At 69.1% G+C, this 21,692-nt stretch carries 17 protein-coding genes; 11 read left to right on the top strand and 6 right to left on the bottom strand.

Annotation, left to right across the window (positions count from 1 at the left end):
- Positions 1-62 precede the first annotated feature (62 nt).
- Positions 63-1,037 carry a hypothetical protein gene (locus ACIQ7D_RS10835; protein ID WP_403935964.1) on the bottom strand — a complete coding sequence of 325 codons (975 nt, stop codon included), beginning with the start codon at positions 1,035-1,037 and terminating at the stop codon, positions 63-65.
- A 134-nt stretch (positions 1,038-1,171) separates the two neighbouring features.
- On the opposite strand from ACIQ7D_RS10835, the gene ACIQ7D_RS10840 reads away from it, so the two are divergent.
- The 11 genes from ACIQ7D_RS10840 (at position 1,172) to ACIQ7D_RS10890 (ending at position 16,703) form a co-directional block, all read left to right on the top strand.
- Positions 1,172-3,793 carry a valine--tRNA ligase gene (locus ACIQ7D_RS10840; protein ID WP_403935966.1) on the top strand — a complete coding sequence of 874 codons (2,622 nt, stop codon included), beginning with the start codon at positions 1,172-1,174 and terminating at the stop codon, positions 3,791-3,793.
- A gap of 171 nt (positions 3,794-3,964) precedes the next feature.
- Positions 3,965-5,506, top strand: a complete 1,542-nt coding sequence (locus tag ACIQ7D_RS10845) for a bifunctional folylpolyglutamate synthase/dihydrofolate synthase (protein ID WP_403935968.1) — start codon at positions 3,965-3,967, stop codon at positions 5,504-5,506.
- 5 nt (positions 5,507-5,511) lie between these two features.
- Positions 5,512-5,865 carry a DUF4233 domain-containing protein gene (locus tag ACIQ7D_RS10850; RefSeq protein ID WP_403935970.1) on the top strand — a complete coding sequence of 118 codons (354 nt, stop codon included), beginning with the start codon at positions 5,512-5,514 and terminating at the stop codon, positions 5,863-5,865.
- Positions 5,866-5,954: 89 nt separating this feature from the next.
- The gene (ndk, locus tag ACIQ7D_RS10855) at positions 5,955-6,368 is read left to right on the top strand and encodes a nucleoside-diphosphate kinase (protein ID WP_385006565.1); all 414 of its coding nucleotides are present in this window, start codon (positions 5,955-5,957) and stop codon (positions 6,366-6,368) included.
- A gap of 248 nt (positions 6,369-6,616) precedes the next feature.
- Entirely contained in the window at positions 6,617-7,636 is a 1,020-nt protein-coding gene (locus tag ACIQ7D_RS10860; protein ID WP_329827104.1) for a rod shape-determining protein, read from the top strand.
- 152 nt (positions 7,637-7,788) lie between these two features.
- A complete protein-coding gene (mreC, locus tag ACIQ7D_RS10865; RefSeq protein WP_403935972.1) occupies positions 7,789-8,877 on the top strand; it encodes a rod shape-determining protein MreC in 1,089 nt (362 codons plus the stop codon).
- A gap of 11 nt (positions 8,878-8,888) precedes the next feature.
- A complete protein-coding gene (gene mreD, locus ACIQ7D_RS10870) occupies positions 8,889-9,557 on the top strand; it encodes a rod shape-determining protein MreD (RefSeq protein ID WP_403935974.1) in 669 nt (222 codons plus the stop codon).
- A 73-nt stretch (positions 9,558-9,630) separates the two neighbouring features.
- Positions 9,631-11,805 carry a penicillin-binding protein 2 gene (mrdA, locus tag ACIQ7D_RS10875; protein ID WP_403935976.1) on the top strand — a complete coding sequence of 725 codons (2,175 nt, stop codon included), beginning with the start codon at positions 9,631-9,633 and terminating at the stop codon, positions 11,803-11,805.
- A gap of 3 nt (positions 11,806-11,808) precedes the next feature.
- Positions 11,809-13,008: a rod shape-determining protein RodA gene (rodA, locus tag ACIQ7D_RS10880; RefSeq protein ID WP_403935978.1), complete on the top strand. Its 1,200-nt coding sequence runs from the start codon at positions 11,809-11,811 to the stop codon at positions 13,006-13,008.
- 64 nt (positions 13,009-13,072) lie between these two features.
- Positions 13,073-14,650, top strand: a complete 1,578-nt coding sequence (locus tag ACIQ7D_RS10885; protein WP_403935980.1) for a CHAD domain-containing protein — start codon at positions 13,073-13,075, stop codon at positions 14,648-14,650.
- 109 nt (positions 14,651-14,759) lie between these two features.
- Positions 14,760-16,703 (top strand): TIGR03960 family B12-binding radical SAM protein, encoded by a 1,944-nt coding sequence (locus tag ACIQ7D_RS10890; protein WP_403935982.1) that lies wholly within the window; start codon positions 14,760-14,762, stop codon positions 16,701-16,703.
- A 297-nt stretch (positions 16,704-17,000) separates the two neighbouring features.
- Here the strand turns inward: ACIQ7D_RS10890 and ACIQ7D_RS10895 are convergent, their stop codons facing one another.
- The 5 genes from ACIQ7D_RS10895 to ACIQ7D_RS10915 form a co-directional block, all read right to left on the bottom strand.
- Positions 17,001-18,131 carry a methyltransferase domain-containing protein gene (locus tag ACIQ7D_RS10895; protein ID WP_403935983.1) on the bottom strand — a complete coding sequence of 377 codons (1,131 nt, stop codon included), beginning with the start codon at positions 18,129-18,131 and terminating at the stop codon, positions 17,001-17,003.
- On the bottom strand, positions 18,106-19,086 hold the full coding sequence (gene tgmB, locus ACIQ7D_RS10900; RefSeq protein ID WP_403935985.1) for an ATP-grasp ribosomal peptide maturase: 981 nt from the start codon (positions 19,084-19,086) through the stop codon (positions 18,106-18,108). The genes ACIQ7D_RS10895 and tgmB overlap by 26 nt, the downstream gene beginning before the upstream one ends.
- A gap of 31 nt (positions 19,087-19,117) precedes the next feature.
- Positions 19,118-19,354: a putative ATP-grasp-modified RiPP gene (gene tgmA / locus ACIQ7D_RS10905; RefSeq protein ID WP_403935987.1), complete on the bottom strand. Its 237-nt coding sequence runs from the start codon at positions 19,352-19,354 to the stop codon at positions 19,118-19,120.
- A 512-nt stretch (positions 19,355-19,866) separates the two neighbouring features.
- Positions 19,867-20,343, bottom strand: a complete 477-nt coding sequence (locus tag ACIQ7D_RS10910; protein WP_403935989.1) for a DUF6082 family protein — start codon at positions 20,341-20,343, stop codon at positions 19,867-19,869.
- 875 nt (positions 20,344-21,218) lie between these two features.
- Entirely contained in the window at positions 21,219-21,407 is a 189-nt protein-coding gene (locus ACIQ7D_RS10915) for a hypothetical protein (protein WP_403935990.1), read from the bottom strand.
- Between the last annotated feature and the right edge of the window lie 285 nt (positions 21,408-21,692).

The following is a 21,692-nucleotide window of genomic DNA, read 5'->3' on the forward strand; positions in this document are numbered from 1 at the left end:
GCGGGGGCGCCCGGCCGGTCGGACCGGGCCGGGCGCCTGTATTTCCCGGGGCTGCCGCCTGGTTACTTGATCTCGGTGCGGACGTCGTTACGGAGCTTGGCGGCCTGCGCCGCCGCGTCCTCCAGGGATATGCCCTTGCCGGTGAGGACGGCGGCCGCGTCGGTGTAGACCACGTATGCGACGGTGCTGTGGTCGCCCCAGACACAGACCGGCGCGGAGACGCTGCTGGGGGCGCCCGTCGTGGCGCCCGTGCCCAGGTCGACCTTCATCTCCTGGCACTTCATGATGCCGTTCTCGAACCCGGCGGGCGTGAACTCCTGCGGCTCGCCTACGAGTTCGACCTTCCCGGTGTCGCTGCTGCCGCTGCTCTTCGACTTCTCCGTCGACTTGGCGAACATCTTGTCGACGACCGCCGCCGGGTCGTCGATCGTGCCGTAGACACCGCTGAACTGGAGTTGCTTCGTCGTGGTGCCCGTGCCGGCCTTGTAGCTGCCGTCCGCCTGCTCGGGGTCGGCGATGCCCCACCCCTCGGCTTCCTTCTTGTCGCTGTCGGTGAAGGTGTTTCCGCTCGACGCGGCGTCGTCCTTCGCGAACTCACCGTTCAGTACCGTCGCCGGCGCTGTCAGCTCGTACTTCTTGCCGTCGTCCGCGACCGAGCCGCCGCCCCCCGAGGTCAGGAAGTACGCCCCGCCCGCGATCACCGCGAGCACCACCACGGAGACCCCGATGATCAGCCCCGTCTTCTTCTTCGGTGCGCCCGGCGGAGGCGGGTAGGCGCCGCCACCCCCGTACGGGGGCTGCTGGCCGTAGGGCCCTTGGGGGCCCTGGGGCTGCTGGCCGTACGGGTTCGGCTGGCCCTGCTGCGGGTAGCCGTACGGGGGCTGCTGGGGCGGGACGCCCTGGGGGGCCTGCGGCGGGTAACCGTAGCCGGGCTGCGGAGGTCCCTGCGGCGGCTGCTGGCCGTACGGGCCCGGCTGGCCGTACGGTCCGGGCTGCTGTGGCTGCCCGCCGTACGGGCCCGGCTGGTTGTAGCTCATGTGCGCTGTCCCCTCGATTTTTATTCTTTGCCGACATCCTGACGGAAGAGGCGACTGCGCGGGCCACCGGGGGCTGCACCGTTACATGACAACTCATTTCAGTGCACCGCTGTGACACCTCTAAACTGACCCCCGTGACCGAGAACGCAGCGCAGCAGCCAGCCAGCAACCCCGAACTGCCGACCCAGTACGTGCCGGCCGAGGTAGAGGGGAAGCTGTACGAGCGCTGGGTGGAGCGCGGTTACTTCGAAGCGGACGAGAAGAGCGACAAGCCCCCCTTCACCGTCGTCATCCCCCCGCCGAACGTCACCGGCAGCCTGCACCTGGGCCACGCCTTCGAGCACACGCTCATCGACGCCGTCACACGCCGCAAGCGCATGCAGGGGTACGAGACCCTGTGGCAGCCCGGTATGGACCACGCGGGCATCGCCACGCAGAACGTCGTCGAGCGCGAACTGGCCAAGGACGGCAAGTCCCGGCACGACCTGGGGCGCGAGGCGTTCGTCGAGCGCGTCTGGCAGTGGAAGGCCGAGTCCGGCGGGCAGATCTCCGGCCAGATGCGCCGCCTCGGCGACGGCGTCGACTGGTCCCGTGAGCGCTTCACCATGGACGAAGGGCTCTCCCAGGCCGTCCAGACCATCTTCAAGAAGCTCTACGACGACGAGCTGATCTACCGCGCCGAGCGCATCATCAACTGGTGCCCGCGCTGTCTCACCGCGATCTCCGACATCGAGGTCGAGTACCAGGACGACGACGGCGAACTGGTCTCGCTGAAGTACGGGGACGGCGACGACTCCGTCGTCGTCGCGACGACCCGTGCCGAGACGATGCTCGGGGACACGGCCGTCGCCGTCCACCCGGACGACGCGCGGTACGCGCACCTCGTCGGCCGGCGGATCAAGCTGCCGCTCACCGACCGTACGATCCCGGTCGTCGCGGACGAGCACGTCGACCCGGAGTTCGGCACGGGCGCGGTCAAGGTGACCCCGGCGCACGACCCGAACGACTTCGAGATCGGCCGCCGCCACGACCTGCCGAACATCACGGTCATGGACGAGCGCGCCGTCATCACCGTCCCCGGCCCCTTCCAGGGCCTGGACCGGATGGAGGCGCGCAGCGCCATCGTCGCCGCGCTGCGGGCCGAGGGCCGGATCGTCGCCGAGAAGCGCCCGTACACGCACTCCGTCGGGCACTGCTCCCGCTGCAAGACGACCGTCGAGCCCCGGCTCTCCATGCAGTGGTGGGTCAAGGTCGATCCGCTGGCCCGCGCGGCCGGTGACGCCGTCCGCGACGGGAGGGTCGCGATCCACCCGAAGGAGATGGAGCCGCGCTACTTCGCGTGGGTCGACAACCTCCGTGACTGGTGCATCTCGCGCCAGCTCTGGTGGGGCCACCGCATCCCCGTCTGGTACGGGCCGAACGGCGAGCAGATCTGCGTCGGACCCGACGACGAGGCGCCGACCGGCGAGGGCTGGACGCAGGACACCGATGTCCTGGACACCTGGTTCTCGTCCGGGCTGTGGCCGTTCTCCACGCTGGGCTGGCCCGAGCAGACCCGGAGCCTGGAGAAGTTCTATCCGAACTCGGTCCTGATCACCGGCTACGACATCCTCTTCTTCTGGGTCGCCCGGATGATGATGTTCGGCCTGTACGCGATGGACGGCACCCCGCCGTTCCACACCATCGCGCTGCACGGCATGGTCCGTGACGAGCACGGCAAGAAGATGTCGAAGACCTTCGGAAACGTCGTCAATCCGCTGGACTGGATGGACAAGTACGGGACGGACGCGGTCCGTTTCACGCTCGCGCGCGGCGCCAACCCGGGTGTCGACGTCCCGATCGGCGAGGACTGGGTCCAGGGTTCCCGCAACTTCGCCAACAAGGTCTGGAACGCGACCCGTTTCGCGATGATGAACGGCGCGACCGTCGAGGGCCCGCTGCCCGACCCGGCCGACATGTCCGCCACCGACCGGTGGATCCTCTCCCGGCTCGGCGCCGTGGTCGCGGAGGTCGACGCGTACTACGAGGACTACCAGTTCGCGAAACTCTCCGACTCCCTCTTCCACTTCGCGTGGGACGAGGTCTTCGACTGGTACGTCGAGCTGTCCAAGACGTCGTTCTTCGAGGGCGGCGGGCCCGCGAAGGTCTCCGGGCGTGTCCTCGGCGAGGTCCTGGACACCACCCTGCGTCTTCTGCACCCGGTCATCCCCTTCGTCACCGAGACGCTGTGGACCACGCTCACCGGCAAGGAGTCCGTGGTCGTCGCCGAGTGGCCGGCCGACAGCGGGTTCCGCGACGCGGCGGCCGAGCGGGAGATCGAGCACCTCCAGCAGGTGATCACCGAGGTCCGCAGGTTCCGCGCCGACCAGGGCCTCCAGCCCGGCCAGAAGGTCCCGGCCCGGCTCGACCTGTCGGGCACCTCGCTCGCCGCGCACGAGGCGGCCATCCGCCAGCTTCTGCGGCTCCAGCCGGAGGGCGACGGCTTCCACGCGACCGCGACGCTGCCGGTGGCCGGGGCCACCGTCGCGCTGGACCTGTCCGGCACGATCGACGTCGAGGCGGAGCGCAAGCGCCTGACGAAGGACCTCGGCGCGGCGGAGAAGGAGAAGGCACAGGCGATCGCGAAGCTCGGCAACGAGGCGTTCCTCGCCAAGGCGCCGGACAACGTGGTCGACAAGATCCGCGGCCGGCTCGCCAAGGCCGAGGCGGACATCGAGCGTCTCACCGCGCAGGTGGCGGGACTGCCGCAGGGCTGACGCCCTCGCTCGTACGTTCCCCACAGCAGTGCGTGGATCCCCCCGACCGGTGCCGGTCGGGGGGATTCCCGTCGTACCGGAGGCGTAGGGAAGGCCTACGGAAGACGTACGCGGGCCCGGGGGAGGGGCGCGCCGGTGTCGGTGTCGGTGGTCCTCCGTAGACTGGCCCCTGTGAGTGAGCACCGTCCTTCCGACCAGCCCGGCGACCGCGGCGATTTCGATGAGTCCCACGAGTTCGATGAATTCGACGAGATCACCGCAGCCGCGACCGACCGAGACCCCGACCTCGCGGTGATCGAGGCCGGCAGCCGTACGCTGCGCGCCCAGGCAGGGCCGGCGCAGGACGACGGCGTGCCGGCCCGCCCCGAGGATCCCGAGGTGGACAAAGCCCTCCGCGCCGTGGAGCAGGAGCTGGCGGGACGCTGGGGTGAGACCAAGCTCGACCCGTCCCGCGTCAGGATCGAGGCACTGCTGAACGTGCTGGGCGACCCCCAGCGCGCCTACCCGACCATCCACATCACCGGTACCAACGGCAAGACGTCCACGGCCCGGATGATCGAGGCCCTGCTCGGCGCCTTCGATCTGCGCACCGGCCGCTATACGAGCCCGCACGTCCAGTCGATCACCGAGCGGATCAGTCTGGACGGGGCCCCGATCTCCGCCGAGCGGTTCATCGAGACGTACGAGGACATCAAGGCGTACGTCGAGATGGTCGACGGCATGCAGGAGCACCGGCTCTCGTTCTTCGAGGTGCTGACGGCCATGGCGTACGCGGCCTTCGCCGACGCCCCGGTGGACGTCGGCGTCGTCGAGGTCGGCATGGGCGGCACGTGGGACGCGACGAACGTCATCGACGCGTCGGTCGCCGTGGTCACCCCGATCGACCTGGACCACACGGACCGGCTCGGCTCCACGCCCGGCGAGATCGCCGCGGAGAAGGCCGGGATCATCAAGGACGGCGCGACGGTCGTCCTGGCGCAGCAGCCGGTGGACGCCGCCCAGGTGATGCTGAAGAAGGCCGTCGACATGGACGCGACGGTGGCCCGCTCCGGCATGGAGTTCGGGGTGGTCGCCCGGGAGATCGCGGTCGGCGGCCAGTTGCTGACACTGCGCGGCCTCGGCGGGGAGTACGAGCAGGTCTTCCTCCCGCTGTACGGGGCGCATCAGGCGCACAACGCGGCGGTGGCGCTGGCGGCGGTGGAGGCGTTCTTCGGGATCGGCGCCCAGCACGCGCGGCGGCTCGACATGGACACGGTCCGCAAGGCGTTCGCCGCGGTCTCCTCGCCGGGCCGGCTCGAAGTCGTACGGCGCTCCCCGACGGTGGTGCTGGACGCGGCGCACAACCCGGCGGGCGCCCGCGCCGCGGCCGAGGGCGTCACCGAGTCGTTCGGCTTCAGCCGGCTGATCGGCGTGGTGGGGTCGAGCGACGGCAAGGACGTCCGGGGGGTGCTGGAGGCGCTGGAGCCGATCTGTACGGAGATCGTGGTCACCCGGAATTCCAGCGAGCGCGCGATGGACGTGGACGAGCTGGCGGGCGTCGCCGTCGAGGTCTTCGGCGACGACCGGGTCCAGGTCGAGCCGCGGCTCGACGACGCGCTGGAGGCGGCGATCACGCTCGCGGAGGAGGAGTCCGAGTTCGCCGGTGCCGGGGTGCTGGTGACCGGATCCGTGATCACGGTCGGCGAGGCCCGGCTGCTGCTGAAGAGGGGCTGAATTCCGTGCGAACGCTCTGCGCGTCGACCTTGATCGGTGAATTCTTCGTGATCGGGTTCGCCGGTCTGGTCGCCATGAAGTCGGACGACCTGTCGGTGGGGACGGTCTGGACGGTCTGTGGCGTCGCCATGCTGGTCTCCCTGCTGCTCTGCGGGATGATCACCCGCCCCGGCGGGGTCCAGCTCGGCTGGGCGCTCCAGATCGGTCTGTTCGCGGGCGGTTTCGTGGTCCCGGCGATGTTCGTGCTGGGGGTGCTGTTCGGGGCGCTGTGGTGGGCCTCGGTGCACTACGGGCGGGTGATCGACGAGGCGAAGGCCCGCTGGGCCGCACAGGCATCGGCAGAGGCTGACGCTGCGTAACCGATGATGCGGGGTGCCCTGTAGCCTCTAGGCAGCCTCCGGGGCCCGGATCCCGGCATCCCGCATTCCCCACAGAAGGAGCCCGTACAGTGAGCCAGCGCACGCTCGTCCTGCTCAAGCCCGACGCCGTACGCCGTCACCTCGTCGGCGAGATCATCGGCCGGATCGAGCGCAAGGCGGACTGGTCCCTGATCGCGCTGGAGCTGCGCACGCTCGACCAGGACACGCTGGAGCAGCACTACGGCGAGCACAAGGGCAAGCCCTTCTACGAGCCGCTGGTCGCGTTCATGGCGTCCGGTCCCGTCGTCGCGCTCGTCGTCGAGGGCGAGCGGGTCATCGAGGGCGTCCGCGCGCTCTCCGGCCCGACTGACCCGATCGCCGCAGCGCCCGGGTCCATCCGGGGGGACTTCGGGACCATCGTCCGGGAGAACCTGATCCACGCCTCGGACTCCGAGGAGTCCGCCATTCGGGAACTGAAGATCTTTTTCCCGGGACTTTCCTGACCTCGTGTCAGCCAAACGGAGCTGACCACCTGGGGCGACCGAAGGAATTCGGTCGCCTTTGGGTATATCCAGGCCACTTCCGGGAACGCATCGGTCCGATACTTCGTCACCGTTACCGAGGTGGGCCATCGCGCCGCCGTCGCTCCGACGGCACTACGATGGAAGCCTCCACGCCACAGCACCCACCTCGCCATCCTGATAAGCCGTCAACGCTTGGGAAGGCCAGACGCATCCTCATGGGGAACCACATGTCGTTCATCGGCCGTGACATGGCTGTCGACCTCGGGACCGCCAACACGCTGGTGTACGTCAGGGGCCGCGGGATCGTACTCAACGAGCCGTCCGTGGTCGCCATCAACACCAACACAGGCGGCATTCTCGCGGTCGGCTCGGAAGCCAAGAAGATGATCGGCCGGACACCGGGCAACATCGTTGCCGTCCGGCCGCTGAAGGACGGCGTGATCGCCGACTTCGAGATCACCGAGCGCATGCTCCGCTACTTCATCCTAAAGATCCACAAGCGCCGCTACCTCGCCCGTCCGCGCGTTGTCGTCTGTGTGCCCTCGGGCATCACCGGGGTCGAGCGACGCGCCGTGATCGAGGCGTCCACGCAGGCCGGCGCGCGCCAGGTGCACATCATCGAGGAGCCGATGGCCGCGGCCATCGGCTCGGGACTCCCGGTCCACGAGGCCACCGGCAACATGGTCGTCGACATCGGTGGCGGTACCACCGAGGTCGCCGTCATCTCGCTCGGCGGCATCGTGACGGCACAGTCCATCCGCGTCGCCGGCGACGAGCTGGACAACGCGATCATCCAGCACATCAAGAAGGAGTACTCGCTCCTCCTCGGTGAGCGGACCGCGGAGAGCATCAAGATCACCATCGGTTCCGCGTACGACCTCGACAAGGACGAGCACACCGAGATCCGCGGCCGTGACCTGGTCTCCGGCCTGCCGAAGACCGTCGTCATCTCCGCCGCGGAGGTCCGCAAGGCCATCGAGGAGCCGGTCAACGCGATCGTCGACGCCGTGAAGACGACGCTCGACAAGTGCCCGCCCGAGCTGTCCGGCGATGTGATGGACCGCGGGATCGTGCTCACCGGCGGCGGCGCCCTGCTGCGCGGTCTCGACGAGCGGCTGCGCCGGGAGACCGGCATGCCGATCCATATCGCGGAGGACCCGCTCGACTCCGTCGCGCTGGGGTCCGGCAAGTGCGTCGAGGAGTTCGAAGCACTCCAGCAGGTGCTGGACGCACAGCCCCGTCGGTGACGGAACCACCAAAGATCCGCCGAACGGGTGCCTGACCTCCCGTCCGGCGGATCGTTGAATTACCGGCACCACCCACGACAGGCTTCACTCGAAACAGGCACCACCCACAACAGGCTTCACCCATTCCTACGAGGAAGGCACGGCCGCCGCACGTGAGGGACACACGAGAGAGCCGTCTGCTCTTGGTGCTGCTGATCGCCATCGCGTTCGCGCTGATCACGGTGGACATCCGAGGCGGTGAGGATTCCCCCGTGGACGGCGCCCGCCAGGCCGCCGCCACGGTCTTCGGTCCGGTGGAGAACGGTGTCGCGGCAGCGGTGAACCCGGTCGGCAACGCCATAGGGGCCGTACGGGACTCCGGTTCGCGGCACACCCGGATCGCCGCCCTGGAGCGGGAGAACGCCGAACTCAAGCAGCGCCTCGGCAGCGACGACCGCAACCGCAGCCAGGTCCGCGAGCTGGACAAGATGCTCCAGCGGGCCGGCGCCGGCCAGTACGGCATCAAGGGTGCCCAGGTCATCGCCATAGGAGCGGCCCAGGGCTTCTCCTGGACCGTCACCATCGACATGGGCCGGGACGACGGCATCGAGCGGGACATGACCGTGCTCAACGGGGACGGCCTGGTCGGCCGGGTCACCACCGTCGGCCCGAACACCGCGACCGTCCTCCTCGCCAACGACCCCGGCTTCACCGTCGGCACCCGGATGGAGGGCTCCGACGAACTCGGCTTCGCCACCGGCCAGGGCGACCGGCCGCTCTCCGTACAGCTCCTCAACGGCAAGGCGAAGATCCGCAACGGCGACCGGCTGGTCACCTTCGGATCGAGCCGGGACAAGCCGTTCGTGCCCGGTGTGCCGGTCGGCGAGGTCGTCCGGGTGGATCCGTCCGGCGGCGATCTCACCCGTACGCTCTCGGTGCGGCCGTTCGTCGGCTTCACCAAGCTCGACATCGTCGGGGTCGTCGTCGAGGCGCCCCGCGAGGACCCGCGGGACACGGTGCTGCCGCCCAAGGCCAAGCCCGTGCCGACGCCCACCGTTACGGTGACGGTCACCCCGTCACCGGACGCGGGCGGCAATATGAACGCCGACGCCGAGGGCAGTCCCGACGTCAACGGGAACACGGCACCCGTCACCGGCGCCGACCCCAACGCGAACCCGAACGCCAACCCCGACGCCGCCGCGAACGCCGATGCCGGTGACGCGGGCAACGGCAACGGCCAAGCGGCAGACGACCAGGAGTAGGGCTGATCCCCATGCGCTTCAACCGGATTCTGCTCTCCGTCACCCTGGTCGTGGTCGCCCTCGTCGTCCAGGTGTCCGTCCTCGCCCGGCTCCAGCTCCCCGGCGCCGTACCCGACCTGATGCTCCTCGTCGTCCTCGCCCTGGCCTTCGTGTACGGGCATGTCGGCGGCGCTCTCATCGGGTTCGGCGCCGGTCTGCTCTCCGACCTCGCCCCGCCCGCCGACCACGCGGCCGGACGGTACGCCCTGGTCCTCTGCGTCATCGGTTACGCGGCCGGGCTGGTCCGGCCCGAGAAGGGCCAGCTCCGCTCGGCGCTCGGCCCGATGACCGCGGTCGTCGCCGCGGCGATCTGCTCCACCCTGCTGTACGCGGGCGTCGGCGCCCTCGTCGGTGACACCGCCGCCCGCCATGTCGGCCTCGGCGGGCTGATCCTCACCGCCGTGCTCTACGACCTGCTGCTCGCCCCCTTCGTCGTCCCGCTCGTCATGGCCCTGGCCAGACGCGCCGACAACGATCCCCTCGCCGAGTCCCGGGAGAGCTCCGCCGGTGACATGGCCTCCGGCTGGATCAGCTCCGGCACGGGGCTGCGGATCGGCGGCCAGCGCGGCGGACTGCGGGTCAGGGCGGCCCGTAACCGCGCGGCGCGGGCCGGCCGGATCAAGGGGGTCAAGCGCCTGTGACAGCACCGTCCCCGGTGGCGGCACCGTCCGCCCGTACCGCTCGTACCGTCCGCAGCGCCCGTGGGGGATCGCAGTGAGCAACATCCCGGAGACCGGACGGACGCCCCGGGTCCAGATCCGGCTCGTCGTCATCCAGGTCCTCGTCTTCTCCCTCCTCCTCACCCTCGGCGGCCGGCTCTGGTACCTCCAGGTCCGCAACGGCCAGGAGTACACGGACGAGGCCAAGAACAACCATGTCCAGCAGGTCATCCAGCCCGCCGTCCGCGGCTCGATCCTCGACACGCGCGGGGTCCCGCTCGCCGACAACGAGACCCGCCTCGTCGTCTCCGCCAGCCGTACCGAGCTGATGAAGATGAACGACAACGGCAAGGCCGTCCTGACCAATCTCGCCGAGGTCCTGGAGATGAAACCGCAGGACGTCATCTCCAAGGTCCGGCTCTGCGACGCGAAGACCCCCCAGCCCTGCTGGAACGGTTCTCCCTACCAGCCGATCCCCGTCACCGACGAGGCCACCACCCAGCAGGCCCTCCAGATCCGCGAGCGCGCCGAGGACTTCCCCGGCATCACCGCCGAACCCACCGCCGTACGCCGCTACCCCGCGCCGGGACTCGCCAACACCGCCCAGGTGCTCGGCTACCTCTCGCCCGTCACGGACGAGGAGATCACCAAGGCGCAGGACTCCGAGTCGCCGTACCTCCGCTCCGACCAGGTGGGCCGCTCGGGGCTGGAGCGCACGTACGACAAGCAGCTCCGCGGCAAGGCCGGTGTCACCCGGTACGAGGTCGACAACCTCGGCCGGGTCATCGGCCAGGCCCAGGCCGACCAGGCCGAGCCCGGCGCCAACGTCGTCACCTCGATGGACGCCCGCGTCCAGGCCGTCGCCGAGTACGAGCTGAACGAGGCGATGAAGGCCGCCCGCAAGGAACTGGACCGCAACACCAACGAGAACTACAAGGCCGACTCCGGCGCCGTCGTCGTCATGGAGGCGAAGACCGGCCGTGTCGTCGCGATGGCCTCCCAGCCGACGTACGACCCCAACTCCTGGGTCGGCGGCATCTCCGCCAAGGACTACAAGCGGCTCACCGGCAAGAACTCCAACTTCCCGCTGCTGAACCGCGCCATCCAGGGCCAGGCGGCCCCCGGCTCGATCTTCAAGGTCATCTCGTCGACGGCCGCCGTCAACGCGGGCTACCCCTTCGACGGCAACTACCCCTGCCCCAGCTCGTACAACGTCGGCAGCCAGGTCTTCAAGAACTTCGAGTCCAAGGGGTACGGCTCGATCACCATCGGCAAGGCGCTGGAGGTCTCCTGCGACACCGTCTACTACGGCCTCGCCCACAAGGAGTGGCAGAAGGACGGCGGCACCAAGCCGAAGAAGAGCGCCAACGACTGGTTCTACAAGACCGCCCACCAGTTCGGCCTCGGCAAGGAGACCGGCGTCGACCTCCCCAACGAGGTCACCGGACGCGTCCCCGACCGCCAGTGGAAGCAGAAGTTCTGGGAGGCCAACAAGGCCGGCTGGTGCAAGCAGGGCAAGAAGGGCGGCACCTACGTCCAGCAGCTCGCCTACGAAGGCTGCCTCGAAGGCAACCTGATGCGCGCCGGTGACTCCGTCAACTACTCGATCGGCCAGGGCGACACCCTCGTCACCCCGATCCAGATGGCCACGATCTACTCGGCCATCTCCAACGGCGGCACCCTCTACAACCCCACCGTCGGCAAGGCGATCATCAGCCCCGACGGCAAGCGGGTCGAGGAGATCGCCCCCAAGTCGCACGGCAAGCTGCCGATGAACAAGAAGACCCGCGACGAGATCGACGAGGCCCTGGCCGGGGTCGCGACCCGCGGCTCCGCCGCCTGGCGGTTCGGCGGCTGGCCGCAGGACAAGATCCCGATGCACGCCAAGACGGGTACCGCCGAGGTCTACGGCAAGCAGACGACCTCATGGTTCGCCTCGTACACCAAGGACTACACGATCGTGATGACGATCTCCCAGGGTGGTACGGGTTCCGGGGCCTCCGGCCCTGCCGTCCGCAAGATATACGAGGCGATGTACGGACTGAACGCCAAGGGCGACCAGAACCTCTCGAAGGCCCTCATGCCCACTCCCCGGGTCGCGCTGCCCACGATCCAGCCGGACGGCTCGATCGACGCGCCCAAGGTGAGGCCGTACGAGCCGGAGAAGGAACTGCCGGCCGATGAGCAGGTGCTGGCGGGTCCGCCCGCCGCACCGGGCCGGAGGGACTGATCCATGGCCGGTACAAGCGGCTTCTCCGTCTCCGGCTACGGTCCGGAGCGCGGGACCTGGGCCAGACTCTCGGCCCGTGACTCGATGATGCGCCGGCTCGACTGGCCGCTGCTCTTCTCGGCGCTCGCCCTGTCGGTCCTCGGCTCCCTGCTGGTCTGGTCGGCGACCCGTAACCGTACGCACCTCAACCAGGGCGACCCGTACTACTTCCTCTTCCGCCATCTCCTCAACACCGGCATCGGGCTCGCCCTGATGATCGGCACGGTCTGGCTCGGCCACCGCACTCTGCGCGGCGCGGTACCGGTGCTGTACGGGTTCTCCGTCCTGCTGGTCGTGCTGGTGCTCACGCCGCTCGGCGCGACCATCAACGGCGCCCACTCCTGGATCGTGATCGGCGGCGGCTTCACCCTCCAGCCCTCCGAGTTCGTGAAGATCACGATCATCCTGGGCATGGCGATGATGCTCGCCGCGCGGGTGGACGCGGGGGACCAGCTCCACCCCGACCACCGCACCGTCGCCAAGTCCCTCGTCCTCGCCGTGCTGCCGATGGCCGTCGTCATGCTGATGCCCGACCTCGGCTCGGTGATGGTCATGGCGGTCATCGTGCTCGGCGTGCTGCTCGCCTCCGGCGCCTCCAACCGCTGGATCCTCGGCCTGGTCGGCGCGGGTGTGGCAGGCGCCGTCGCGGTCGCCGCGCTCGGGGTGCTGGACGAGTACCAGATCAACCGGTTCGCCGCCTTCGCCAACCCGGAGCTGGACCCGGCGGGCGTCGGCTACAACACCAATCAGGCGCGCATCGCCATCGGCTCCGGCGGACTGACCGGCACCGGGCTCTTCCACGGCTCACAGACCACCGGCCAGTTCGTGCCCGAGCAGCAGACCGACTTCGTCTTCACGGTCGCGGGCGAGGAGCTGGGCTTCCTCGGCGCCGGGCTGATCCTCCTCCTGCTCGGCGTGATCCTCTGGCGCGCCTGCCGGATCGCCCGCGAGACGACCGAGCTGTACGGGACGATCGTGGCCGCCGGGATCATCGCCTGGTTCTCGTTCCAGGCGTTCGAGAACATCGGCATGACGCTCGGCATCATGCCGGTGGCCGGGCTGCCGCTGCCCTTCGTGTCGTACGGAGGAACGTCCATGTTCGCCGTGTGGATAGCGGTAGGGCTGCTCCAGTCGATCCGGGTGCAGCGGCCGATAACGGCCTGACCCGTGTGGACCGGCCATGTCGCAGGGGGTGCCGCGAGGCACCCCTTACGGCTAAATTCGGTACATGGCGGACAGTAAACGTGAGATCGAACGGAAGTACGAACTCCCCGAGCGCCCCGACACCGACGAACCACCCGCACTGCCGGACCTCACCGGGGTCGGGAACGTCGCCGCGGTCCGGGCCCGGGGCGTCCAGGAGCTGGACGCCGTCTACTACGACACCCCCGCCCTGCGGCTGTACACAGACGCGCTCACCCTGCGCCGCAGGACCGGCGGCGACGACGCCGGCTGGCACCTGAAGTTCCCCGTCGCCACCGGCATCCGCGACGAGATCAGGGCGCCGCTCTCCGACACCCTCCCGCCCGAGCTGGCCGGGCTCGTCCGCTCCCGCGTCCGCGACGCCGAGCTGATCCCCGTCGTACGGCTGCGGACCTCCCGCGAGGTGAGCCTCCTGCTCGACGGGCGCGGGGCGCCCCTCGCCGAGGTCGCCGTCGACACCGTACGGGCGCGGCGCCTGCCCGGGACCGGACACCGGCGCGCCGACACCGCGTGGACCGAGGTCGAGGTGGAGCTGGCGGACGACGCGGACCCCGCGGTCCTGGACGCCGTCGAGAAGAAGCTCCGCGAGGCGGGGCTGCGCCCGGCCGCCGCGCCCTCGAAGTTCGCCCGCGCCCTCGCGGCGGGCGGCCGGACGGCGGAAGGCCGCCCGGCCGCGGGGCGGGCCGACGGGACCCCGCACGCGCCCGCCACCGCCGGGGACCATGTCCTGGCCTATCTGCGCACCCAGTTCACCGCGATCGTCGCCCAGGACCCCGCCGTCCGCCGCGACCTGCCGGACTCCGTCCACCAGCTCCGGGTCGCCACCCGACGGCTGCGCTCCACGTTCCGCACCCACCGCAAGGTGCTGGACCGGACCGTCACCGACCCCGTCGGCGCGGAGCTGAAGTGGCTCGCCGCCGAGCTGGGCGTCGACCGCGACCACGAGGTGCTGAGCGAGCGGCTGGCCGGCCTCGTCGACGGCGTGCCCGGCACCCTGCTGCTGGGCCCGGTCCGCGCGCGGCTGCGGATCTGGACCGCGGGCGGCCGCACCGGCTCCCGGGCCAGGACCGTCGCCGTACTCGACAGCGAGCGTTATCTGACCCTGCTGGCCACGCTCGACGCGCTGCTCGCGGCCCCGCCCCTGCGGCCGGCCGCGGCGAAGGCACCGGAGAAGGTGCTCCCGGCGCGCATCGGCCGGGCGTACGACCGTCTCGCGGAGCGGGTCGACGGCGCGCTCGCCATGGAACCCGGCGAGGGGCGCGATCTGGCGCTGCACGACGCGCGCAAGGCCGCCAAACGGGCCCGTTACGCGGCGGAGGCGGCCGTCCCCGCCCTGGGGAAGCCCGCCAAGCGGTTCGCGCGGCGGATCAAGGCCGTACAGACGGTCCTCGGCGACCACCAGGACAGCGTCGTGGCCCGCGAGGTGCTGCGGGACCTCGCGGTCGGTGCGCACGCGGCCGGCGAGTCGGCGTTCACCTGGGGGCTGCTGTACGGGCAGGAGGAGAGCCGGGCCGAGCAGCGGGAGCGCGAACTGCCACAGGTGTGGGAGGCGGCCTCGGACCCGGCGCTGCGGGCCCGGCTCGGAGCGCGGCCCCACGGATGAGCGGGCGAGCGGACGGCGGGCTCTTCCGGCCGCGTTAGTCTGGGTGGTCGGCCACTGTCCACTCATCCCGCCGGTCTGTTCATCCTGTCGGTCCACGAAAGATTCCGTGATGCCTGTCACATCGGTCTTCCCACAGCTCGAAGCTCTGCTCCCGCATGTGCAGAAGCCGATCCAGTACGTCGGGGGTGAACTCAACTCCACCGTCAAGGAGTGGGACGACACCGACGTCCGCTGGGCGCTGATGTACCCCGACGCGTACGAGGTGGGGCTGCCCAACCAGGGCGTCATGATCCTTTACGAGGTACTGAACGAGCGCGAGGGCGTCCTCGCCGAGCGCACCTACAGCGTCTGGCCGGACCTCGAAGAGCTGATGCGCGAGCACAACGTGCCGCAGTTCACCGTCGACGCGCACCGCCCGGTCTCCGCGTTCGACGTCTTCGGGCTCAGCTTCTCCACGGAGCTGGGTTACACGAACATGCTCACCGCCCTCGACCTGGCGGGCATCCCGCTGGCGGCGGAGGACCGTACCGTCGACCACCCCATCGTCCTCGCGGGCGGCCACGCGGCCTTCAACCCCGAGCCGATCGCGGAGTTCATCGACTGCGCGGTCATCGGCGACGGCGAGCAGGCGGTCCTGGAGATCACCGAGATCATCCGCGCCTGGAAGGCCGAGGGCCGCCCCGGCGGACGCGAGGAACTGCTCTTCCGGCTCGCGCGGACCGGCGGCGTGTACGTACCGGGCTTCTACGACGTCGAGTACCTGCCGGACGGCCGGATCGGCCGTGTCGTACCGAAGCGCTCCGGCGTCCCGTGGCGGGTCTCCAAGCACACCGTCATGGACCTCGACGAGTGGCCGTACCCCAAGCAGCCGCTGGTCCCGCTGGCGGAGACCGTGCACGAGCGGATGTCCGTGGAGATCTTCCGCGGCTGCACCCGCGGCTGCCGCTTCTGCCAGGCCGGCATGATCACCCGCCCGGTGCGCGAGCGGTCCATCACCGGCATCGGCGACATGGTCGAGAAGGGGCTGAAGGCCACCGGCTTCGAGGAGGTCGGCCTGCTCTCGCTCTCCTCCGCCGACCACAGCGAGATCGCGGACGTCGCCAAGGGGCTCGCGGACCGCTACGAGGCGGACAAGATCGGGCTCTCGCTGCCCTCCACCCGCGTCGACGCGTTCAACGTCGACCTGGCCAACGAACTGACCAGGAACGGCCGAAGGTCGGGCCTGACCTTCGCCCCCGAGGGCGGCTCCGAGCGGCTGCGCAAGGTCATCAACAAGATGGTCTCGGAGGAGGACCTGATCCGTACGGTCTCCACGGCGTACGGCAACGGCTGGCGCCAGGTGAAGCTGTACTTCATGTGCGGCCTGCCCACCGAGACCGACGAGGACGTCCTCCAGATCGGCGACATGGCCGTCAACGTCATCGCCGAGGGACGCCGGGTCTCCGGCCAGAACGACATCCGCTGCACCGTCTCCATCGGCGGCTTCGTGCCCAAGCCGCACACCCCCTTCCAGTGGGCGCCGCAGCTCAGCGCCGAGGAGACCGACGCCCGCCTGCTGAAGCTGCGCGACAAGATCCGCGGCGACAAGAAGTACGGCCGCTCCATCGGCTTCCGTTACCACGACGGCAAGCCCGGCATCGTCGAGGGCCTGCTCTCCCGCGGCGACCGGCGCGTCGGCGCGGTCATCCGCGCGGTGTACGAGGACGGTGGCCGGTTCGACGGCTGGCGCGAGCACTTCTCGTACGACCGCTGGATCAGGTGCGCCGAGAAGACGCTGCCCGCGTTCGGCGTGGACGTCGACTGGTACACGACACGGGAGCGCACGTACGAGGAGGTCCTGCCCTGGGACCACCTGGACTCCGGTCTCGACAAGGACTGGCTCTGGGAGGACTGGCAGGACTCGCTGGACGAGACCGAGGTCGAGGACTGCCGCTGGACGCCGTGCTTCGACTGCGGGGTCTGCCCGCAGTTCGACACTTGGCCACAACTGAGCGAGAGCGGCAAGAAGCTACTGCCGCTGAGCGTCAAGCAGCCCGCCGACCAGGCGACGTAGCCATGGCCGGAGAAATCGTTGAACGCTTGACGAAGGCGTTGGAAGGGGCGACGGAGGTCGAACGGGATGCGATCCTGCGTGACCTCGGCACGAGGCGGCGAGCTGTGAAGCCTGCCCAGACGCCTGGAACGCCCCTTCCCGCTCCACGGAGGGATCCGGAGGTCTCACTAAGCACTAAGCGCCATCGAGTGGACGGACGGCCTTCCAGCGGCAACCTGAGGCGCCTGACGTCGAGAGTCGACGCAGCCGCGCCCCTTTCCTCTGCGTGACGGAGGGGAAAGGGGCGGGTGAGCGTTATCAGAGCGCCTGGAGCGCCCCCACCTTGTTTGTCGGCCCATCGAGCCAGAGGGTATGAGCCCCGACCGCGTCGACCGTCAGGCCGTAGCGGTCGATGCTGGGGCGGCCGGCGCTCACCCAGTGGGTGAGTAGGGGCTCACGCTCGGCCCAGAGGTCGCGGGGACCTCCGTGTTCGAGCTGTGCCGTGCGGACGTCGCTCAGGGTGATGCGGGCCCAGGACGACGTGTACGGCTCCCACAGACAGTGCGTCTCGTGACCTGCGTCGTTCTTCAGAGTGATGGTCTTGACCGTGGGGTGGACGAGGTCCGGCAGGAATTGAGCCATCTCGGCCCCGAGGCTCATGGGGAGACTAATCTCCCGAGTGCTGCCGGTCCGGTTGATCAGCATCCTGGTGAGTTGCTGGGCTGTGGCGCTCACGCTGTCGGTGTCCGATCGGGCCCCCATGAAGGCCGCCATTACGGGCAGGAACTGCCCGCTCGCCCGGCCGTCGCGGTCAACCCTCAGGCGTGCGATGCCATAACCCACGTTGGCGACGATGACGCCACCGGGACAGACCTGCTCTCGCCATGCGTCCGGGATGCGGCCGACACCGCACGTGGCCAACAGTCTGTCGTACGGGGCGTGCTCGGGGCAGCCGGCCATGCCGTCCCCGGCGATCAGCCTGGGGGCGTAGCCAACTTTCCCGAGACGAATCTGTGCCGCAGTCACAAGATCAGGGTCGACATCCAGAGACACCACACGGTCGCTGCCGAGACGGTGAGAAAGCAGGGCAGCGTTGTATCCAGTACCTACGCCGATCTCCAGGATGCGATTGCCGTCGACCACGTCCAGGGCTTCGAGCATCGTGGCCATGAGGGAGGGGCGCGTCGAAGAACTGGTGGCGACGCCGACTTCGTCAAACTGCGTCAACAGCGAGGTGTCCTGGTAGGCGGCGGTGAGCCACATCGGGTCTTCCTGGTCGTACCTGTGCTTGCCTCCCTGGCTTCGCACGGTGAACTCGGGTACGAACGCGTGACGGGGAACGCCGGAGAAGGCTTCAATCCAGCATGCGGAACGCAAGGCCCCTGTGGCGATGAGCTGGTCTGTCATCATGCGTCGCAGGTCCTCAGCGGACGGTGCGGTGATGGTCATGGGTGCCTTCCAGTAGGTCAGCTAGGGCTTGGGTGATGGGGGTGCGCAGCTCCGGGACGAACGCCCATTGCCCGTTCGGGTTCACGTCGATCAGGTGCCACTCCCCACTCTCACTAACGAGGAAGTCCAGGGCGGCGTAATGGAGGCCGAAGACGCCCAGTAACTCGCGAACGCCCATGGCGACTGGGCCCGGCACGTCGCAGGGCTCGTAGGTGTGGCTGTCGTAGTCCGTACGGATGTCGATGCGTGCGACCTCCGAGGCGCTGTGGATCTTCGCCGCGAAAATCTGATCAGCCACCACCGTCAGACGGATGTCGTACGTCTTCGGGATCCACTCCTGGAACTGGTGGGCGGTGAGGCTGACGCTGTCCGTGATCTCCGAAGCACGGACCTCGGTGGTCCACAGCGCATAAGGCTTGCCGTCGATGCCGCTGGGGCCCTGATTTCCCAGGGCTTTGTACGCGGCAACCCGGCCGGGCAGGCTCTCAATGAAGGCGCGGGCTTCGGCCGGATCGTTGGTGATGAGCGTCGCGGGGATACTCAGGCCACACCGGGCTGCTGTCGCAAGGGCGACGGGCTTGACGCCTGCGGCTGCGTTCCGCCGAGGATGGTTCAGCCAGGTGCATTCCAGTGCTGCGAGCACACCGCCGAGGCCAGCACGGGCCTCGGCGGTCGCCCACGGCGCATCCTGCCCCGACACGTCGGGGTGGCTGCGTACTTCTGACGGACGTCGGTAGTAGACGGAGCGGACTCGACTGAGGTCCAAGTACCGGTGTTCGCCGCGCAAGCCGCCGCCCCAGACGTTTTGCTGGGGGCCGATGCGTGCCGCCATGACCAGGTTGCCAGGAAACTCCCCGGGGTCGAGGCGGTGAACCGGGATACCTCGATCATTGAGTTCTGCGATCACCAGGTCAGCGGTCGAATCGCGCGCTTGAGTCAGAACCAGGACAGTCATCGATCAATTCCTTTGCTCCGTCATCCGCCGGTCAGTCGGTGTCGTTCTCGGTCTCCTCGTCGAGCTGGCTGTCCTCCGTGGTCTGGGCCGTCGTCGTGAGCTGCGAAGCCATCGAGGGGGCGTAGATGAACGGCTGGCCGTCCGCTACGGTCACGCTGATCTGCCGTTCCGGGCAGAGGGCAAGGGCCGGGTACGGGTCCGATACGGGGCGTACCGGGATGGCCCTGGCCAGCCCGAACGGGCGGTCGATGACCTGACTGGCATTCATGTAGCACTCCTCTTCTAGTGAGTCCTGCTGATCTGCCCGGAATCCGGACCGAAGGCCAAGCTGTCCTTGGGCGCTTCGATGGCGGCCGGGGCCTTGCTCGCCCGTTCCCGAAGCCCGTGTCGGGCTTCCCGGAACAGGAGTCTGGGTGCTGGGCCGCCTACTTGTCCTTCTTGACCCCTTTGGCTGCCGCGCGCCGCTGGGCACGGTTCCCATTAGGGTCGGGTGTCGCAGCCTTGGACGATGTGTCTGTGCGGACGGACATCCCATCCGAAGCGCCGGCGGTGCCAACCGTGCGTTTGAAGCTGACCAATTCGTTCATTCCTTCGAGGCTGTCGGCGGAGATTTGTTGGGCGGGGGTGGGCTCGGCGGGGCCAAGCCCACCCCGTCCGGTGACCGGATCGGGGGGAAACTCCGGCCGTACTCCACGGGGCGCGCCCCGGTCCGACCAAGGCGGGGCGGTTCTGTCGTCCTCGCGAGCGTCCGCGCGCGCTGGCGAGGGGCTTTGGGGTGCCCTACGCGCCCGCGCCGACCAAGTCGCCGGACTCGGACAGGTCCCGCGCATCGCGGATCGCTTCGTTGTAGGCGTCGTCAAGGATGTTCACGAGGTCGAGCACCTTGCCGCTTGCTTCCCATCGGTGGGCGAACGCCGAGCGCTCCCAGTAGAAGGGTGCGTGCGGGCTGGTCATGAAGTCCCACGCGACCCGCGAGAGTCCGCTCTCGCTCACCAGCCCGAGGCGCAGTTGCAGCGCCCAGAAGGTGACGCGCGAGTTGCAGTGGAGAAAGCGCCGCCGGGCGCCCTCTTCGAGGCTGTTAAGGAAGGGGAACAGCTCCGCGATGTCGGGGGCGAACTCATCCCTCATCATCCGATGATGCATCTTGACCGTACAAAGACGCATCCGGTCTCGGTGCTGCGCGCGTTCCTGGTAGAGCCGTACGACTCCGGCCGCAGCGGCCGTCAGAGCGGCGGCGGTCAGGAGGGGCGATTTCATGGTGGCCTTTCGTTGCTGTGGAGTGTGCCCGCCCGGGTCGTCACCGGGGGGAACCGTGAATGTGACGACCTGGGCGGCATCCGTGCCGGCGACCGTCCCCGCCGATGGTTAGTAGGTGCGACCAGTACGGAGTTCGGGGGCTGCTGAGAGCCGTAGCAGTGTTCGGGAGCCGAGAGGGGCGCCGGAAGATGTCGAACCATTTCCGGGGCTTCCGATGCCTTTGGCGGCCAAGGTGAGGGCGAGTGGGGGCTGTTACGTGCTCGAGGCGGGGGATCGCGCTCAGCGTGTAACGGCCGGAGCTGTCGTGCACGGTGAGCGTGAACGGCTTCCCCGAGGCGAGGTGGATTCGCGCCTTCTCTTGCATGGTGAGGTCGCTGCACCAAACACGGAGCACGGCAGGCGCGTCCGGGCCGGGGCCCACCACGGGAACGATCGAGGCTCGGGGCATCCAAGCCATGCCCGGATCAGGATCGAGACCATCGGCAATCCGCCGAGCCTGCGCACGCAGCCAACGAAGCGCACGTTCCGGTGAGGCCGTTTCTCGCGCGCCGAGCAAGACGCGGTGCACCGTTCCGTTGGCCGGCCCCTCACCCACCACGGTGGCAAAGTAGACCCGAGCGCCGGTCATGGCCGCCCACCTTCCAGGGGCGGCTCCACCGGACGGAAGACGAGGTGAGATCGAGCCATGCGCCACGGAGCGCGGGAGTCGAAAAGCAGAACTTTCTCGCCGCCGTGGCCGACAGCCCTCATGTCCCTGATCCGGTGGTAGACGCCGCCCAGGCGGACGTTGTCCCCGACCCGCACATCCCGGGGGTGCACTTCGATGGCGTAGGTATTGGCGGGCGTGCGGGGCAGGCGGGCCCCTGGGAAACGGGTCACCATCCGCGCAACACCGCCAGCAAAAGAGTGCCGCCGAGCAGGCTCAGCGTCGCCACGTAGATGATCTGTTCCGCGCGGGGGCTCATCTCTCGCCCCCCCAGGGCCGGCGCCTCCCTTTCGCGGTCCCGCTCGCGGAGCTGGTAGAAAGCGGCGGTCGTGCGGGTGGCCAGGGCCAGTTTGCGCATGTGGTCGTAGGCGAACCCGGGGGGGCGTGCCCTCGCCGGGCCGAGCACCCCTCAGCAACTCCTGAGCGCTCTTGAGGATCAGGCGTGACTGGGGGGTCTCGACCTTCCAGACGTCGCCTTCGATCAAGAGGGCCAGGTGCTCGGTAAGCTTCTGCGTCGTCGAGTCCACCCACGATCGCGCGGGGAGCGCAAGACGAATTGCGAGAGCCTGCTTCACCGTGTGCGAGATCGTCGTGAAGTCGACTGCGTACGACTGTATGCCCGGCGGCGTGCTGGTGCCCGCGT

Origin of the sequence: Streptomyces sp. NPDC096310 (assembly GCF_044763125.1) — a bacterium.
Classification (GTDB): domain Bacteria; phylum Actinomycetota; class Actinomycetes; order Streptomycetales; family Streptomycetaceae; genus Streptomyces.

What these genes read in the sequence shown, in the direction of transcription:
- tgmB (WP_403935985.1), bottom strand. Translation starts at nt 19,086, where the DNA reads ATGACTGTCCTGGTTCTGACTCAAGCGCGCGATTCGACCGCTGACCTG.
- ACIQ7D_RS10915 (WP_403935990.1), bottom strand. Translation starts at nt 21,407, where the DNA reads ATGCGCAAACTGGCCCTGGCCACCCGCACGACCGCCGCTTTCTACCAG.
- ACIQ7D_RS10890 (WP_403935982.1), top strand. Translation starts at nt 14,760, where the DNA reads ATGCCTGTCACATCGGTCTTCCCACAGCTCGAAGCTCTGCTCCCGCAT.
- ACIQ7D_RS10835 (WP_403935964.1), bottom strand. Translation starts at nt 1,037, where the DNA reads ATGAGCTACAACCAGCCGGGCCCGTACGGCGGGCAGCCACAGCAGCCC.
- ACIQ7D_RS10895 (WP_403935983.1), bottom strand. Translation starts at nt 18,131, where the DNA reads ATGACCATCACCGCACCGTCCGCTGAGGACCTGCGACGCATGATGACA.
- ACIQ7D_RS10885 (WP_403935980.1), top strand. Translation starts at nt 13,073, where the DNA reads ATGGCGGACAGTAAACGTGAGATCGAACGGAAGTACGAACTCCCCGAG.
- ACIQ7D_RS10910 (WP_403935989.1), bottom strand. Translation starts at nt 20,343, where the DNA reads ATGAAATCGCCCCTCCTGACCGCCGCCGCTCTGACGGCCGCTGCGGCC.
- tgmA (WP_403935987.1), bottom strand. Translation starts at nt 19,354, where the DNA reads ATGAATGCCAGTCAGGTCATCGACCGCCCGTTCGGGCTGGCCAGGGCC.
- rodA (WP_403935978.1), top strand. Translation starts at nt 11,809, where the DNA reads ATGGCCGGTACAAGCGGCTTCTCCGTCTCCGGCTACGGTCCGGAGCGC.
- ACIQ7D_RS10860 (WP_329827104.1), top strand. Translation starts at nt 6,617, where the DNA reads ATGTCGTTCATCGGCCGTGACATGGCTGTCGACCTCGGGACCGCCAAC.
- mreD (WP_403935974.1), top strand. Translation starts at nt 8,889, where the DNA reads ATGCGCTTCAACCGGATTCTGCTCTCCGTCACCCTGGTCGTGGTCGCC.